A 17,152-nucleotide genomic window follows, 5' to 3' on the forward strand; every position below is an offset into this window, starting at 1 on the left:
TACGCCAGATCGTGACGAACCCATTACACCCAGGATGGAATCAGCTCAGTGACTTCTATACGACTATGGCACAGATCCTGCCATTGCTGCTCCTTGCGTTGATCTGGGACTCGGCTTACCTGGAGCGACTGCATGGTCAGCAGAGGCAGAAGCGAAGAGAGAACCCTTCTGGAGTGCGGTTCTGGACCAAGCCTCGTGTGCGGGTGTACACGCTATTCGTTGCCTCTGTTGTGGTCGTCGCCATCGCGATCTCGCTACTTGTACCAGGCGGGATGTTGCCGGACAGTCTCGGCCTACGCATAACCTTGGCCTCTGCCCTGATCGTAGTGCTAGGGACCCTGCTGACGCGGATCTACTACGACGTCGTATGGGCTACTGCTCCTGGGCGGGATGACGAGGCTCGCGGCGATTGACAGGTCGATGATGGCGTCGTTCGTAGTTCTCGGTTCTGGCCGCAATTAGTGATGCGGCCGACTGCGCCCGGCTTGCCACTTACGGGGCCACCCTAGCTTGCTGCAGACCGCCCGTGGGGCGTGCAGACCGCCCGGCAGGAGGATCTGCGTGAGCGTAGCGTTGGCGTGCGGGTGTCCCAGCAAAGGCGGGATAGTCAGTGAACGACAAGCGGCAGCCGGTTCCACCGCCGACCTCAGCACGGGGCTGCGGCTGCCTGGAACCGGATGGAGGGTGACTTCCGAGAAGCCGGAAAGCTCGCCAAAAATCGCGGCGAGCGCCGGGAGTCATGATTAACTGAGCGCCAAGTTGGATCACAGGCTCGGCCCGCCTGCTCACCACCGGGATCACCGATTCTGGCCAGCCCGGCGGTACAGCCGGCAAGATTCCGCTTTGCGGCTGAATTCCTAGCGGAGCGGTTACCGCCCAGCTTCCTGGTAACCCGGGCCATGGAGAGCCCTGCCGGCTAACGTCGCCATCATGGCGGACAATACGGGCATAAGGCTGCTTGGATTCAAGGGTTTCAAGGCCAGCGAGCGCTTTCTGTGCGCACTCGAGGACGAGATCTGGGTGGCACGTTACGACCCGGAAACGGAACAGACGGACATACCGGTGCACCGGCCGGAAAAAATACTCTCAGGCGCCACTATGCTTGCTGAGCTTGCGCAGCCCAGCCGAGTCACCGTCGTGTCCGCGCACGCCGGATACCTCTTCAACGGCCGCCGTCTCGGCTTTTCGGGCGACGGCGACCAGGCCCCCGTCCTCACGGTGGACAACCTCGGATCCTTCACCCTCGGCGCCACCAGTATGCTGCTAATCGATGCATGCTGCTCCCCAGCCCTGGCCGCCGCGCTGGCCCCTCATGCCCGGCACGGAAGCCTGATCGTCAGCCTCGCCCACGAGCCGGACGAAGACCCGTTCACCTACGGCAAGGACAGCATCACCGCCATCGGCAGCGTCATCAGGGAACTCTGCCACGCCGCCACGCCGGACCTCAGTCCCGAGGCAGCCGCGCGGGCCGTCCGTCTCACCAATATTCAGATCTGCGCGCGCAATGACGCCGAGCGCAAGCGCGGAGTCGGCAACAAGAAGGCAATGCGGCCCCGGCTCCATATGCGCGAATGCTGATGAACTCGGCGCGTCCCTGCCCATCACCGGCGCCCGCCGCGCCTTCCGGCTGGCCGCGGCCGGGTACCGGGTGACCGGCACCCGGCAGCCAGGGGGCGGACAGCCCAGAGGCGCCGTAGCCTCGCCGGGTTACGTAGTGAGAAGGAACCAGGATGAGGTCAGATGGCTGGACCTGGCCAGGGGAACATTCCGGCTGCACGGGCCCGTGCACCGTCGGTAGGTACCGCCGAGCCTCCGGCATGTCCACCCGCGCCCGGTCCGGTGTCTGCCGTCCGCACCAGGAGAGGAGCGGACGCGGGAGGCGGCTCGCTGGCCCGCCAGAACATGGCGGCTATGTCCACGGCGGGCAGCCGTTCCCGCAGCTGATCGACAAAGGTCGCGGACTGGGCGGCATTGCCGCCTCGGCTTGCACCGACGACAACCCCAACGCGAAATCAGCTTGTCAATCGAGGCTAGTGTCCTGAGTCGATGATGCGTTGGCAGTAGGCGGCGAGGGTTTCGAGGATTTCGTCGGCGGACTTGGTCCACACGAACGGCTTGGGGTCCTTGTTCCACTCGTTGATCCACTTGCGGATGTCGGTTTCGAGTTCGGTGACGCTGCGGTGCGCGGAGCGGCGCAGCTTGCGGTTGGTCAGCTCGGCGAACCAGCGTTCGACGAGGTTCATCCAGCTGGAGCTGGTCGGGGTGAAGTGCAGGTGGAACCGCGGGTGCTTCAGCAGCCACTGGTGGATCGCGGGCGTCTTGTGGGTGGCGTAGTTGTCCAGCACCAGGTGCAGTTCCAGGCCGTTGGGGACGGCGGTGTCGATGAGCTTGAGGAAGCGCAGGAACTCCTGGTGGCGGTGGCGGCGGTAGGGCTGGGCGATCACCGAGCCGCTGGCCAGGTCAAGCGCGGCGAACAGGCTGGTCGTGCCGTTGCGCACGTAGTCGTGCGTCATCCGGGCCGGGGTCGTCGGCAGCATCGGCAGGCACGGCGCGGTCCGGTCCAGGGCCTGGATCTGCGACTTCTCGTCCACGCACAGGACCAGGGCATTCTCCGGCGGCGACATGTAAAGGCCGACGACGTCGCGGACCTTGCCGATGAACTCCGGGTCGGTGCTCAGCTTCCAGGTCTCCACGACGTGCGGCTTGAGGCCGAACGCCCGCCAGATCCGCGAGACCGACGACTGCGACAGGCCGGTCTCGGCGGCCATCGACCGGGTCGACCAGTGGCTGTCCTGCCCGCGGCCCTTCTCCGTCAGCGTCCGCGTGACCAGCACCTCGACCTGCTCGTCGGTGATCTTCCGCGCTGCCCCGGGCCGCGGCGCGTCGCCGAGGCCGTCCAGCCGGCGCTCCACGAACCGGACCCGCCACTTGCGGACCGACTCCCGCGACAGCCCGGTCCTGGCGGCGACCCGGGTCAGCGGCGCCACCCCGCCCTCCTCCGCGCAGGCCAGGATCACCCGGGCCCGCCCGGCCAGCGACTGCGACGCCGTCCGCTTGCGCGACAAGGCCTCCAGCGACGCGCGCTCAGCATCAGACAGAACCAGCGGAATCAGCTTCGGGCTCGGCACAAGCCAAGCCTACAACCTGCAAAGTCTTCAATGACTCGGGACACTAGGGGCTTATCTGCCTACGGCGGCCTGATACTTCTCGACGACCGTGGCTGGGACCCGGCCACGGTCCTTGATTTCGATGCCCTGCTCCTTGGCCCACTCCCGGACCTTGGCGGTGTCGACGGTGTCGTTTCCCCGCCGCAACCGGGGAGCGCGCCTCGCCGTGCCGGTTCGCCGCGCGTGCCTGATGTACAGCTCTAGGGCGCTGCGTAGCTCTCCGCTGTGCGCGGTGGTGAGGTCGATTTCGTATTCCGTGCCGTCAAGTCCAAAGTGGACGGTCCCGGCCGCTTCGCTGCCGTCGAGGTCATCAATGAACAGCGTCTGTATTTTTTGGGCCATGGAATCATCCTAATACCCTCAGATGAGGGAAATTGTGTAGCCCGGGCCGTGTGCATCTAGGCGGTTTGCAAGATCTCTGCCACCGTCTGAGCCGGATAGCGATGTGTCCGGCTGAGGCCAGTCAGGCGGCCTGCGGCGTCGGTACCTAAATCTCGGGAGCAGCGAGGTCGGTCTACGGGCCAGATTCGGGGAGCCAACGCGGTCGCGATCTGCGATCAGGCCGGCGAGTCAGCGCTAGCACTATCCGGTCGCGATGGCGTACCGCCGTTACGGGCGGATGAATCGGAGTATCTGCGGACTGGGAGGCCGCGCCGAAACGGATGATCGGCGGGATCCTCAATGCATCCCGTGGACCCGCTGCTATGCCTAAGGAGGGTCGGCTGCGGGCACCGGGCGGGAGGTTGCGCACCAGCCGGGGAGATGGCTGATCCTGGCTGTGCGGATGGTGATTATCGCGGCTAGGCCGTCTTTGTCTTGCTGAGCACGGGAGCCCGGGCTTTCGGGTGCCCGTCGAACCCGCCATGCAGCAAGTGCTGATCAGTGTTAATCGAGCCACAACGACCAGATGGGGATGTCCAGGATGTGCCTGCTGATCTCCGGGACATCGCGAACCGCCGTGCCGGGACGATCGATTGGCCAGAACTTATCGCAAAGAGTTCACAGCTCGGTGGCCACACCCTGCGCGTCAGGCCTGGTGCGCGGCGGCCGTCGGGCCAGCAGCCGGATGTGCGCGAAGCCGACTTCCACCAGCACCGCACCGAACCGGTCCTCCCACGACCGCAAGGCTGCCGATAGCAGTTCGGGGGTGTCGTACCCGTTGACGGAGCCTTCGTATCCGACCAGGGCCAGCACGTCGGCCGGGCGAGAGGCTGGGACCGGGCCGATCCGGGCCGGGCCGAACCGGCGAGGACCCGTGGGCGTGTCAGCCAGGTGGTCGCGGGCGACAGCCAGCACATCGGCGATGCGCTGCTTCTCCAGGTACTCGCGAAGCGGTCCGTTGTCCCGTAGGCCTCGTCCGCGGTCACCCAGCGGAATGGGATCCCCGCCGCGGCCGCCTGCTCGATCATCAGCTGCAGGAACTGCGGTTTCGTGCGGAACGCCGTACCCGCCGGAACGCCGGTGGCCGCGACCCGGGCCTCATCGCCGGCCCACGACCGGGGCAGGTAGAGCTCCCGGTCGATCAGGGCACGGCCCTTCGGGCCGGCATAGGCGAGGAAGACCCCGCCGGTCAGTTCGTGATCTTGCCCGCGGTTCCTGTGTACTGCCGCTGCACCCCCTGCCAGGTGCGATCCTTTCTTCTCAAACCCGGTGTCGTCGCTGAGCAGCACCCCGTCCGGGCAGCTGAGCGCAGCGGTGACGTAGCCGCTCACGTCGTCACGGACCAGTTCCTCGTTCCACCGGGCGGCGGTGAACAGCCGCTGCATCCCGGCCGGGTGCTCCTCCCGGCATGCTCCGCCAGCGACCAGCCGGTCTTGCGCTCCAGCCCCGACAGCATCCCGGCTACGCAGGCCCGCGCCCGGAGCCGGACCTTCCGCCGGAAGAACCGGCCCGCGACCAGCGAGAACGCATCATCAAGCCCGGATACCAGCCGGGCCGCCTCAATAGCGTCTACCCTGGCCAGCACGGCTACCCAAGATAATTCAGTCCATTCACAACTGAACCATCCCAGCGGTGGCCGCCCATCTTCAGCCAGATCCACCCGGGCCGATATCAGACGCCGTCTCTGCCTCAGCCGGCAAGATCATGATCTGCTACTGGAGTACTAATCAGCGCACCTCTTCCGAGCCAGCCGAGGTCGCTTTTCCGGTGGTGAGGTTGCTGCACTTTGGTGCTGCACGAGAGTGGCACATGCTCGTCGGTGTCCTCGCTGCGATCTTTGATCCCTGGCTGCCAGCGTCAATATGATGTACCATCTACCAGATATGAATGATCTCCCCAAGCGACGAATTTATTGGGAGGTATCTAGATGCCCTTGACAGTTATAAAACTTATACGCAACGCCACTGGTGCGAGGTGGAGTGTTTTGAATTTGGAGAATCCAGATGAAACGAGCGAGAGCGGCAAAGCAAGCTACACCATTTATCCAGGAGGAAGCTGGTCGTGTAACATACGGATTCCACAGGTCGACGCTGGATACGAGGTCAAACTTGGTGAGGGCATCCGCCATATCATGATCATCACTCCACGGCCGCGTTCGGACCTAAAAGAAACACGGCAATTTGCTGTTTGGCAGCAGGGTAACCACGTCCGATATTCAGTGTATGACGGCTGGTCAGGCAAGGGGACTTGGTCGGAAAACGGCCCGCCAGTGCCAGGGAACAATACTGTGGATGGTGATAGAAGTATCGACATAGTGGGTACCGATAGGTTTGATGCCAATCTACGATTCTACTAAGCAGATGGCTGCGGGTCGCTGTTGAGTGGTGACGGATCGGGACCCATTCAGCGGAGACGGTTCCGCAGACCGCTCCCCATTTCGTCTTGGCGATGCCCGGCCACCGCCACGCGACCCCCCAGAAAGCGCACCTAACTGGGTGATCTGCAGAGGCGAAGTACACCACGACCGACGGATATTCATCGCGCTAAATCGGCAGGGACAATGAGGCCGTGTCTGAAACGGCCTGGCCCTCCGGCGCCCGTGCCCGCCGCCCGCCCTACCTGGAGCAGCCGATGACCGGCCTCTCGGGGATGAGCCGGGCTGCGCGCGCCGCCATCCCCGGCGGCTGTGAGGAGACGGACCTGAAGCCCCGGGCGTCCGCGTGTACCGTCGGCGGTGCAAGGCCAGCCGTGAAGGCACCACGCGATGAAGAGGCCGGACGCGGTCGACGAGCTCCGCTACACCTTCCGGCCCCTTCCCCGCGCCTGCACCCCGCTGCCCGGCGAGACCGTCAGCTCCTACCTGCGCCGCCTGGCATCGGCCAACCTGATGGACCGCGAGACACGGCGCACGCTGGTCACGGGCGCCTGCCGCCAGGCCGCCGGGCCGCGCCCGGCGGTGCTGTCACGGCTGAGCGGCTGCCCGGAGCGCACGCAGCGGCGCGCCCTGCCCGAGCTCGCCTCCCCAGCCCCCGGGGCCGGCGCCCGGCGGGCATCCCTGCCGGGACGCTGGCCCGGGCTGCCTGCTCTGCAATGCCGCACGGTGCGCCGCGGGAGGCGCACAGGTGTGGCGCGCCCCGGAAGACGTGCTGTGCCTGCGCCACCGCCGGTGGACCACAGGTCTCGACCGAACCGGGCAGCAGCCCCGGCTCGACGGGCAGCCCGAGATACTGACCGCGTACCGCGCCTGGCGGCGGCTGGCCCGCGCGCACGGGCATACGCGGTAATCGACGCGTGGCGAGCGTCCGGTTCCTACGACTACACCCGGACTGACGGCTTCAGCGAAAGGATCGGGCGGTTCCTCGGCCCAGGCTGGAGCGTCTACATCAGCTCGCCGTTCGTTGCCGCGGCGAAGTACCCCCAGGCCGTCGCCCTGACGCGGCTGCTGGCCTCGCCCCACTGGACGGACCTGGTGACGGGCGACCATACCAGGGCTGGGCGCCCGGCCGGGGAGCGCAGCGCGCTCGGCGCCCCGGCCCTGCCCGGGCACCGGGGGAAGACGCTGGCCCCTGGCAGCTCCGGCGGTTCCACGGCGGGTCGCCTGACTCAATTTAGCTGGCCAACCTAGCCGGTTCTCTCCCCACCCACCGGCTGTCTCAATTTAGCTGGCCAGTCTGACGCGTTCTCTCGTGGGCTGCGCCGGCTGTCTCAATTTAGTTGGCCAGCCCAGGTCAGGGGCCTGGCCGCTGGCCAACTAAACTGAGACAGGACAGTGGGGGCGTTCACGGCTGCTATGGCACCAGGCCCAGCAGTGTGCTGAGCAAGCCGACACCGAGTCGGCCGTTCGGGTCGGTCTTGTCATCGGTCTCGGGGATCACGGCGGTGTCGGTGGGGCCGGCCCACACGGCGGCGCAGCGGCCCTGGCCGCCGGACTGGAGCAGGTCGCGCACCACGTCGAAGGCTGACTCGGGCTCGGCCAGGCGGGTCCACAGCGCCGTGGTCGTCGGCGCCCCGGCGGGGATCGGCACGCCAAGCCGCGTGGCGAGCAGTTCCTGACGGAACCGGGCGATCGCGGCGGGTGAGCCGGCGTTGTCCAGACGCCGGTCAATGGTGACGAGGTCGCAGCCACCGTCGAATGACATGCCGCGGCGGCGCCAGTGCGAGGTGCCGACGAGCGCGTAGGCGTCGTCGACGAGGACGACCGTGCCTCGGCCGACGGTGGTCCGGCCAGGGAAGCCGATCGGATGGAACGCGGCGACGCGATTGGTGTCGGCATTGACTAGCAGGTCGATCGCTTCCTTGCGCTGCTTGAGCGCGGCGCGGAACCAGTTCTCCTGCTCGACGGGGAAGTCGGGGAACCTCGGTACGCACACGATGACCTTGAGACGTGGATTGTCGGTGATACGGGTGGCGAGGAGGGTGACCAGGTCAACGAGGCCGTCTTCGGGATGGGTGTCGTCGGGCCGGGCCGTGCGGCCGAACATGGGCGACTCGACGAATACGTACTCGCGGGCCTCGGCGATGGCGCGGGCGATCGACCACATCGCGTCGCGCTGGCCGTCCTTGGCCGTTTGGATCTCGCCTTGCAGCTCGCGCAGGAGGCGCGCCTCGTTGGCGACGGCGACGACCGGCGCGGGGGCACCGAGCGCGGCGGCGACCTGACCCACCAGCGCCGGAATTGCCGTTCCGGCCGGCGGCAGGGGCAGGAACGACAGCTCGGGCGAGTCGACGAGCGGGGCGATCGTCTCGAGTACGGCGCCGGCCATGAACGGCTGGCCGGCCGGCGGCTCGGGGTCGGGGTCGGGCACATCCCAGTTGGCGCCCGCGGACTGCACGATCCAGCCGGCCGGCCCGCCGAGCGGGATGACCGGCAGGCAGCGCTTGAGTGCGTGGAAGGCGAGGTCGTAGGCGAGCTGGCCGCCGACGCGGACGCCGCTGATGTGCGCGTCGGGACCGGCCGGGTTTCCCGGATCGGCCAGGTCGGGACTCGCGCAGCGCGACTCGAGGCCGAAGCGGGCGCCGGTGAGGACGCCATCCCACGCGTAGACCTGCTGGCCGCCGGGGACCGACCCGAGCGCGAGGATCGTGTCGAAGCGCTCTTGCGTCGGCAGATGGGGCCCGATGCGCGGCGATGTCGTCTCGTTGGCTAGCGTGCGCACCCAGGCGATGACGTCGGCGGCCGTTGGCGATGCGGGCAGCGCGGGCAGGGCGGGCGGTGCCGGCACCTGCGGGTTGCCGAACGCCGTGGCCGGCGCGATCGCCGTGTTGCCGGGCGCGGCCAGCAGCGCCGCCACCGCCGCCGGCGTCGTGCCGCCGAAGTCGGTGAGGTTGCCGGTGAACGGCTGGGGTGCACCGAGGTCGAGGTGGGTGGCCGACAGCAGGCGGCGTGTACCGTCGCGTCCGACGGCCACGACGTCGATGGTGACCTGACCCGGGTCAGGCTCGCCGTCGGCCGGGGTGAGCAGGAACGGGTTGAGGAGCAGCACCGTGGCTTCGCCGCCGCTCGGCATGATCGCCGACCCGCCGTCGCCCCGGACGAACGAGGGATCCTGGCCGATGCCGCGCAGCTGCTTGAACGTCCGCGGGTACACGCGGACGTGCGTGCCGGCCGGCAGGGATCCCGCGGGGAACGACACGATCACGTCGCGCTTGGGACCGGTGGCAGGACTGCGCCACGTGGCGGTCGGGCGGGACGCGCCCGTGGCGTCGTACCGCCGGATTGCCGCGGTGTCGCCGGCGCTCGGCGCCGGCCCGGGCGGGAACGACGGCCAGTGCCCGGCGGTGCCCGCCGCCGGGGGCAGCGGCACCGTTGCCTCGATCACCGGCGAGCTAAGCAGCGCCCGCTGGTCGGGCCCGGCTGGCGGCAGGGCCGCCGAGATCGCTCCCATCGCCCCGAGCACGTCGTTGCCGTCGATGAGGAAATCGAAGTTCGAGGCGCTCTTGCGCAGCGACGGGATTGGCGCTTCGGCCGGCCGGCCGGTCTCGCAGGGGACGGCGGGGTCGCCCGGTGCGATGTCACGGTTACCGAGGAGGTGCCAGCCCAGGTCGACCGCGACGACCCGGAAGAACTGACGCGTCAGGCTCGGCGGGTTGGTGCCGGGGGGGAGCGAAGGCGCCGCTAGCGGCGTGGCTTGCAGGGTCCCGCCAGGTGCCAGCCCCCACAGCAGCGGCGCGCCGGCGGCGGCATCGTCAGCCGCATGAGCGGTAGCGCGGCCGAGGCGCTCGTCCGCGCCTAGGTCGACCACTCCCCCAGCCGGCACGGTGCGGACGAACCCGCCCGCCTGGTCGATCACCTCCAGCTCGCCGACGGCTCGGCGTGACAGGTAGGCGGTGCCGTGCGGGCTGACGACGTGGACGCGCACGCCTGGCCCAGGGAGGCCGGCAATCGTGGAGACACCGCCTGGCTGCGATGCCGAGCCGCCCGCTCCGGCGGCGACCAGGGCGGGGCGGAACTGCATCAGGTCGGCCAGCAGCGACGCCACCGCCACGGGGTCGATGATCAGGCCCCGGCGGTCGTGGAACGAGATGTCATGGACACCGCTGGTGCCGAGGGCCTCGCCGCCGCGGAACCATGACATGAGCTGCGGTCCGTCCGGGAACGTGACATCGTGGACCGCCATCGCTACCGGGACGGGGCGTTGCAGTGCGCCGTAGCGTAGCCGGACGATGGACTCCAGCCGGTGGACGGCCTCGGGGTGCAGCCGGAGCACTCCCGACGGTGACGTTATCGGGTCGCCTGACGGTCCGGCCAGCGTCACCGGGGACGACTCGAAGCGGAAGGTGCCCGTGAACGGGGCGCGCGGATCAGTGACCGACAGACGCAGCGTGGCGTCGTCGGCGGTAGCGCTGGCGGTCGACCACAGGGTAGCGAAGGCCGGCATGGTCAGGCCAAGCGCATCAAGTCCCTTGCTCTGGAGCTGGCTGGCCGCGTCGGCCGCGGTCAGCACCGTCACCGACGTGATTTCGCTCACGGGAATGGCACCACCCTCCCGATTTGGCGGCTGACGCTCGCCGTCGCGCCGTCTGGCGCCGCTATCGCCACGGTCACTTTGCCGGTGCGCCGGAGCCCGACGCCGATCGACGTGACGCCGGCTGAACGCGGCGTGCGCCGGATCGGGATCGCCTCGGCGGCGACGGCGAAGATGTCCTCGCCCGGCCGGGCGAGGGGGATGTCGGCGAGATTCTCGCCGACGCGGGCCAGCGGCCCGGCCACGGGACGGAACGTCACCGCGATCCGGTAGGGGCCGGATCCCGGCGCGGCGTCAGGCACCGAGGTGGTGAAGGCCACAAGCGTGCCGCCGGCTACCGCGCTGAGCGTCGGGGCGGTGATGTCCGGTGGCGGCACCGGCGGCACTGCCGGGACCTCGATCGTGTGCTCGGTGATGCGGCCGAGCGGATCGGTGAGCCGGATGCGCACCCGCAGAGTCGTGTTCGGGTCGGACCGGCGGACGAGAAAGTGCAGCGGGGTGCCCCCGTCCGTCGCGGGATCGCGCCACAGGCCGGAGAGCCCGGCGTCCGGCTCGGACGTGGGGAGCGCATCGAGCGCGGCCCGCGCAACGACGAGATCGACTGCGCTCGACGTGCCGGCCGAGTTGGTGGCCACCACGTCACCCTCGAGCACATGCGGGCCAAACGCGGTCACGGCCGCGGGTGCCGTGGTGATGGCGTCGATGCGGGCGGCGGGCGATCCGGCCAGCGGGAGCACGACGGTGAGCGCGCCGAGATCGGGCGGCGCGGACGGGGGCACGACAACCTGCCGCACGACGCTGGACTGCGACCTGACGCCGTACTGGCCGCGGTCGGCGTCGTCGGTGCCCCACGCCGCCGCTCGGTAGAACACGGGCTTCCACGAACCGGGGACGAGGTCGACGCCGGTGATGGTGCCGATCGGCTGCTCGCGACCGTCATCGGCTCGCGAGCCGGGATCGCCGGGCGGCGTCGCGACGACGGTATAGCCGCCGCCGCTGCCGGTGATGGCGGCCAGGGGCGGACCCATCGTGTCGAGCGACGTCGCCGCGTCCGCGACGCGGACGCGGTGCAGGTCGACCTTTGATACGCGTGCGCCCGCTGCCGTCTTGACGCGGACGCTCGCCGCATAGGGCACGGACTGGCCGTCACCGGCGAGCGACACCTCCAGCGCCGGCGGTCCCGGCGCTACCGTCTGCGGCGCGGCGAACGCGACGAATCGCTTCCCGCACTGGGTGTCGGTCGCCGACGGCCAGTCCGACTCCACGCCGCCGGCGCTGACGCCCAGTACGACGAACAGGTGGATGTCCTTCGTGCCCCGTGGCAGCGAGACCTGCGCCGAGGTACCGGTGACCGCGGCCGACGACGTCCGCGTGAAGGGGCGCCGCGCCGGATTCGCCTGGAATGCCGCTCGCAGCTCGGCGAGGCGCTGCGTCAGCGTCATGTCGCTCTTGACGGGCGGCAGGCCAGCGAGGGCACGGAACGTTGACTCGGCGGCGGTGTACACGCGGTACTCAGCCGAGCCGGCCATCGGCGCCCACTCAAGCTTGGCGTGGTGAAGGCCCCCGGCGTCGCGCAGGCTAGCGAGCCGCACTGCTTCGTAGGCTGACTGAATCACCGGGGGCCGCGGGTCAGATGCCGACGCCACGGCGGGCGCCGAGGACCACGGCCCGGCGCGGCCCGGCGCGGCATGCTCCGTGCCGCGCGCCCACAGCCCGAGGCCCCAGCGGCCGTTAACGTCGAAGTCAAGGTCGAATCCGGTGACCGTGAGGCGGTAGCGGCGCGGCCCGCGCAAGGTCACCGGCGCGGTGACGATCTCAGTCGAGTCGGCCGACAGATGCCGCAGGTCCGCTGTGAGCCCGTTCCCGGCGGTGACGGCGGTGATCGAGCCGTCAGGCGCGAAGCCAACCGACGCCAGGAGCCCGGACAAGGCGGAGGCGAAGGTGCCGGGTATCGCGGGCACCGAGAGGTCGTCGGGCGGGTCCTGGGCCCACACCTGACCGAAGCAGCGGCCAGCCACGTCGATCGTGCGCGGGCTGCGGCTGGCCCAGTCCCACGACAGGTCAACGGTGAGCGTGGCGGGGCACGGCCCCCCGGTGAGCGTCGCGTCGAGGCGCGGGCCGAGCAGGGTGACCTTCCCCGGCGGCGGCTCCCCCGCCTGGCAGGAGTCGCTCCCCCAGGGCGACCAGCGCCCGAAGATATCCTGCGTCGCCACCGAGTACCGCACGACGTTGGCGGGAAGCGTGCCGTCGATCGGGTAGGAGCCGTCGGACAGGGAACGTCGCAGCGGGTTGGTGGTGCTGACCGACGCGCCGGTCGGCTGGAGCGCGGCGTCGCCGGGGCGCTTGTCCATCAGTGCGACCGACGCCGACGCCGGCGAGCCGCCGCGGCGGGCCAGCGCCTGGCTGCCGAGGTGGAACGGCAGCTTCGCCGGCGTCGCGTCCCACGACACCGTGACCACCGGCTGGAACGGGCCGTCGGGTACGGCGGGCGACTGCACCCCCTGGCTCACCGCCGTCACGGCGGCGGGCGTGGCCGGCGGCAGGCTCGTGCTGACGCCGCCCAGCAGCAGTGCCGCCCACTCGGCGTCGTTGCCGAGAGCGTCGACGAACGTGGCGGTCACCATGAAGTCGACCTGCTGCGACAGGCTTGCGATTGACCCGGGCGTCCCGGCGCCGGCCACCTGGTCGCCCAGGATCGCGGCGTCGTAGGCGGTGCCGAACCCGGTAACAAGCGAAATCAGCGGATCGGTCACGGCACCGATCATCAGCACCCGCAGCGGGTTGAACGTCGTCTGCGCCGTCTGCCCCGTCGGGGTGGCCAGTGTCCGCGTGTAGGTCCGCAACTGCTGCCCGGAGGCGGCCGCGCTGTCGACCATGTCGACGAAATCGGGCAGCATCTCAGCCTGGAACACCTTGATCATCATGACCGGGTCGGCGAGCATCCACGACGGCGCTGGGGCACCCGGCTCCAGGTCGCTGTCCCAGCCGTAGAACGGGGCGCCGCGGTTGAACCGGTCAAGGGCGGCCGGCACCGGGTCGGTGAGCGCGCTGACGAGACCCTGCTTGGCGAGCAGGTCGGTGCCCGCGGCAGAGGTGCCGTCGCCGGGCAGGCCGACGATCTCGACCCTGGCCCACCCTTTCCCGTCCGTGGTGGAGTCGCCGAGCGCGAACACGCCGCTTACCGTGGTGCCGGCGGGGAGCAGGACAACCCGCAGGGCGGGGGCACTGAGACGCACGCCGGCGGCGCCGGCCGCCAGCGCCTTGATGTCGACGACAGGCGCCGCGGACGGCATGCCGTTGATTCCGAGCACCTGGCCGCCCGGGCCAGCGCTGGCCTCAACCAGCACCTCGGGATACGGGCCGTCGAGCAGCAGCGCCGGCGCGCCGCGGAACTGGAACGTCCTGAAGCCGATCTTGCTCGGGCCGACGCCGGCTGCCTTGCGGTTTCGCGTCCACACCGTGAACGGGGTCTTCGGGTACCCCAGGACCGGGTCGAAGAACCAGCGCAGCTGGAGCACCCGCGGGCTCGGCAATCCGCGCTTGCGGGCGAGTTCGCCGGCGGGAACCTGCTGCGCCTGAGCGGCGCTGACCGCCTGCCAGTCGGTAACGCAGCCGATGAGCATGAACCGTCGCGGGTCGACTCGCCTGGGCACGGGTCTACACCTCTTCCCACGGCGCGTGGTCTAGCGTGACGTCCACGAGACTGTAGGCGTGCTCTCCGCCGTCGAGGAACGGCAGGTCAGGCATTGCCACCGACACCAGGTCGACAGTCACGTGGCGGCCTCGCGAGCCCGGCGCCAGCACGATGAATGCCCGTTGATCGCCCGGCGCGTAGACGATGCCGGCGATCGCGCCGGGGTCACCCCCGCCACGCAGCGTCAGCCACTCGCGCGGCTCGAGGATCCACCGCTGGGGTGCGTCGGGCACTGTGGCGTCAGTGATCTCGCGCGGGTAGTCGCGCGACCGCGACAGCGGCTCCGTGGCGTCGATCATGATGGCGGCCGGCTGCGGGTCGGCCCCGCCGGCCTGCTGCCAGAAGACAACAACCTGGGGGTGGTCAGGCACGGGCAGCGGGTCGATCTGATAGCCGGCGAGATGGGTGTCAACCGCGCTTCCTTCCGGGTGCGAGCCGAGGGTCGCCAGCATCGCGGCGAACGCGTCAACCGGGCACGCCCGCGCGGTGCGCAGGACGCTCGACACCGACCAGGCGAAACCCTCAACCGTGCCGAAGCCGCCGGTGGTGAAGTGGCGGCGGAACACGCGCGGGCCGCGGGCCGACTCGGCGGCGCCTTGGTCAACCAGCTCGACGTCGAGGAGGTACTCCATGAACGGGTGGAGCGGAATGTCGAACTGCACCTCGCTGTGCTGGGTGCGCGTCTCGTCGACGTCGACGCACGGCAGCTGGCCGCGGGCGACGGCTTCGGTGAGTGCCTGATCCCATGGCGACAGCAGGGTCGCGGCGACAGGGATCAGGTTCGCGCCCGAGATCGGCAGCGGATGCGGCGTGGATCCGTTGCCCTGCGGGTGGTCCCCATTGGCTGCCTCGAGGCGGAGCCGCAGTTCCTTGCCGTACGCGCCGAAGAACCGGTCGACGTCATGGGTGTTGAAGACGAGGCGCAGTTTCTCCCGGCCGAACCAGCCCGTCTCATTGTCGCCGGGCATCGTCACCATCGTCCACGGGTCAAGACGCACCGGGACGGGGGCCGGCGTGTCGGTGTAGACGAGCTGAGTGCTGTCGGTCGGGTGGGTGGCGAGCGTGTCGGTGCGGAACCAGAACGTCTGGCTGCGCGGATGGCCAGCGTCGCCGAGCGTCGTGCTGTCACTGGCGCGCGTAGCGAAGTACTCGACGACGATGCGATAGCGCGAGCCGGGCTCGAGCAGCGCGTGGTCGCTGCTGGCCGGCCCGACGGCGTTGGTGAGAGTCGCGAGGTCCTGGCTGATCTGCTCCTGGTCCCAGTCGTGACGCGCGACCTCGGCCGCCGACCGCATCCCGACCGCGGCCACGAGGTAGCGCGGCGCGACAGTTCCCTTGGCTGCGTCGGAACCGGCCGTGGTCGAGGGCGTTTTCAGGCCGATCTCGACTGTTGATCCGGGATCGGCGGTCGACGGCACCGTGATGTAGACGGGCATGTTCAGCGTCGCGTCCGCCCATCGCACGAGGTCGTCGATGTCCGCGGCCCATGGCCCGGCCGGGTTGACCCAGTTCGGCGGCAGCACCGCACCGGCCGCGAGCAGGTCGCCGCTGCTGACCGCAACGCGGCCGGTCTCAGTCCCGCTGCCGTTAAGTACCCGCACGACCAGTGTCTTGGCGGCGGCGATCGCCCGGGGCACGGCCAGCAACAGGTCAAGCGAGTCGTAGGCGCCGGTGCGCAGCTGGATCACGTCGTAGAGGTCGCGCTTCTCCCCCTTGATGCCGGCCGCGGCCAGCGTGCTCAGCGCGGCCTTGTCGGTGAAGTTGCTCGCCAGCCCGTTGTCGAGCACCGGCGCTTCGAGGGCCTTCACCGGGCAGGCACCGCCCGAGGCGCCCGACGGCTGGGTTGCCGCGACGGCGGGACCGGGCGCTTGCAGGGCGAGGTGCCACTGCGACGTCGGGATCTCCAAGCCAGCCACTGCCTGCCGCAGCAGGTGATCGAGAGTTGCCGCACGACTGGCGCCGGCCAGGGCGTCCAGGCCGGCCCTCGCCCCCGCCTCCTTGGCGGCGAACACGGGCGACCGGCGCGCCGCCAGGGCGGCGCGATCGGCCGTCACGCCGAGCACATCGCGAATGTCCGGGCCCCCGGGCGGGGCATTGCCGTGATCGCACGGCACGGTCGCCCCGACCACGACAGCGGGGATGATGCCGCGCAGTTCGTCGAGTTGCGGCTCGCCGGTACGCCACCGCTCGCCGACGTGCAGTGTCGTGCCGGGCGGCACGCTGCGCTGGGTGTCGGCCGGGTCGGGCCAGGCAACGCCTTCCAGGTCCCACCCGGCGCCCGACGGCCCGAGCGGTTCGAGCAGGAACGTCCAGAGGACCTCGGCCGGCGGCGCGGCCGGCGTGCACACGGTGCCCCACCGGTCGGTGATCGTCCCGACCAGCTTCTCGGTGTACTCGATCGCCTTCGTCGCCGGGGCGGCCTGCCAGGTGAGGAGGGCGAGCTGCGCCGCCGGGCTGGCCTGCGCCGCCGCATTGACCGTCCACCATGCGACCGGTGCGGCCCCTCCCCCGAGCGCGGGCGAGTCGAGCTGGCCGTTGTCCTTAATCCGCTCGAGGCGCAGGCCGGTGATCTCGTAGTGGTACCGGTCGCCGGAGCGCTCGGCGAAACCGTCTGCGGCGACGCCGGGGGCAGTGCTGAGCGGGGTGCCGAGTCCGCCGATGGTGACGCCGGCCACCGGAGGCACGATCATCGAGATCACGGGAATGGCATCGATCGGCACCACCGGCAGCGCGCTGTCGGCGGGGACGCCGGCAGTCTGCTCCGGCGCCTGGCCGAGGCTGGTGTCGATGCCGCGATCGACCGCCGAACCCTGGGCGAGCGCCGGTGACCGCGACTGAAGCGTATGTGCTCAACAGTGATCAGTCAAACTTGAGTAATAAACTATGACTGGCTGTCTTATCTTCCGGCGCTCAGCATCCTGATCAGCAGCGTTCAGTCCGCGGCC

At 69.7% G+C, this 17,152-nt stretch carries 10 protein-coding genes and 1 pseudogene; 3 read left to right on the forward strand and 8 right to left on the reverse strand.

What is annotated here, in order from left to right; all coding sequences use genetic code 11:
- The first annotated feature begins 930 nt into the window (after positions 1 to 930).
- Positions 931 to 1,578 carry a hypothetical protein gene (locus EAS64_RS10525; RefSeq protein WP_145852753.1) on the forward strand — a complete coding sequence of 216 codons (648 nt, stop codon included), beginning with the start codon at positions 931 to 933 and terminating at the stop codon, positions 1,576 to 1,578.
- Positions 1,579 to 2,030: 452 nt separating this feature from the next.
- Here the strand turns inward: EAS64_RS10525 and EAS64_RS10530 are convergent, their stop codons facing one another.
- The 5 genes and pseudogenes from EAS64_RS10530 to EAS64_RS43455 all read right to left on the reverse strand — a co-directional run bounded on the left by EAS64_RS10530 (position 2,031) and on the right by EAS64_RS43455 (position 5,133).
- Positions 2,031 to 3,128, reverse strand: a complete 1,098-nt coding sequence (locus tag EAS64_RS10530; protein ID WP_145852754.1) for an IS630 family transposase — start codon at positions 3,126 to 3,128, stop codon at positions 2,031 to 2,033.
- Positions 3,129 to 3,179: 51 nt separating this feature from the next.
- The gene (locus EAS64_RS10535) at positions 3,180 to 3,509 is read right to left on the reverse strand and encodes a histone-like nucleoid-structuring protein Lsr2 (RefSeq protein WP_145852755.1); all 330 of its coding nucleotides are present in this window, start codon (positions 3,507 to 3,509) and stop codon (positions 3,180 to 3,182) included.
- Positions 3,510 to 4,166: 657 nt separating this feature from the next.
- On the reverse strand, positions 4,167 to 4,463 hold the full coding sequence (locus EAS64_RS43450; protein WP_222849185.1) for a DUF4253 domain-containing protein: 297 nt from the start codon (positions 4,461 to 4,463) through the stop codon (positions 4,167 to 4,169).
- 77 nt (positions 4,464 to 4,540) lie between these two features.
- Positions 4,541 to 4,933, reverse strand: a pseudogene (locus EAS64_RS47390) (transposase); the annotation flags it as partial.
- Positions 4,876 to 5,133 (reverse strand): hypothetical protein, encoded by a 258-nt coding sequence (locus EAS64_RS43455; RefSeq protein ID WP_187365932.1) that lies wholly within the window; start codon positions 5,131 to 5,133, stop codon positions 4,876 to 4,878. The pseudogene EAS64_RS47390 and the gene EAS64_RS43455, both read right to left, overlap by 58 nt.
- A gap of 1,179 nt (positions 5,134 to 6,312) precedes the next feature.
- Between EAS64_RS43455 and EAS64_RS10545 the strand changes: the two genes are divergently transcribed.
- Complete coding sequence (locus EAS64_RS10545; protein ID WP_145852757.1) at positions 6,313 to 7,173, forward strand: hypothetical protein; 861 nt, start codon at positions 6,313 to 6,315, stop codon at positions 7,171 to 7,173.
- A gap of 163 nt (positions 7,174 to 7,336) precedes the next feature.
- On the opposite strand, the gene EAS64_RS10550 is transcribed toward EAS64_RS10545, so the two are convergent.
- The 3 genes from EAS64_RS10550 to EAS64_RS10560 are packed head-to-tail and all read right to left on the reverse strand — an operon-like array spanning position 7,337 to position 16,882.
- Positions 7,337 to 10,516 carry a phospholipase D-like domain-containing protein gene (locus EAS64_RS10550; RefSeq protein WP_145852758.1) on the reverse strand — a complete coding sequence of 1,060 codons (3,180 nt, stop codon included), beginning with the start codon at positions 10,514 to 10,516 and terminating at the stop codon, positions 7,337 to 7,339.
- A complete protein-coding gene (locus tag EAS64_RS10555) occupies positions 10,513 to 14,166 on the reverse strand; it encodes a hypothetical protein (RefSeq protein WP_145852759.1) in 3,654 nt (1,217 codons plus the stop codon). The genes EAS64_RS10550 and EAS64_RS10555 overlap by 4 nt, the downstream gene beginning before the upstream one ends.
- Before the next feature lie 4 nt (positions 14,167 to 14,170).
- Positions 14,171 to 16,882 (reverse strand): hypothetical protein, encoded by a 2,712-nt coding sequence (locus EAS64_RS10560; protein WP_187365827.1) that lies wholly within the window; start codon positions 16,880 to 16,882, stop codon positions 14,171 to 14,173.
- Here EAS64_RS10560 and EAS64_RS43460 point away from each other — a divergent pair.
- Positions 16,866 to 17,045 carry a hypothetical protein gene (locus tag EAS64_RS43460; protein ID WP_187365828.1) on the forward strand — a complete coding sequence of 60 codons (180 nt, stop codon included), beginning with the start codon at positions 16,866 to 16,868 and terminating at the stop codon, positions 17,043 to 17,045. The two genes, EAS64_RS10560 and EAS64_RS43460, sit on opposite strands and share 17 nt — an antisense overlap.
- Positions 17,046 to 17,152: the final 107 nt, after the last annotated feature.

The organism is Trebonia kvetii, from assembly GCF_007827045.1.
GTDB lineage: Bacteria > Actinomycetota > Actinomycetes > Streptosporangiales > Streptosporangiaceae > Trebonia > Trebonia kvetii.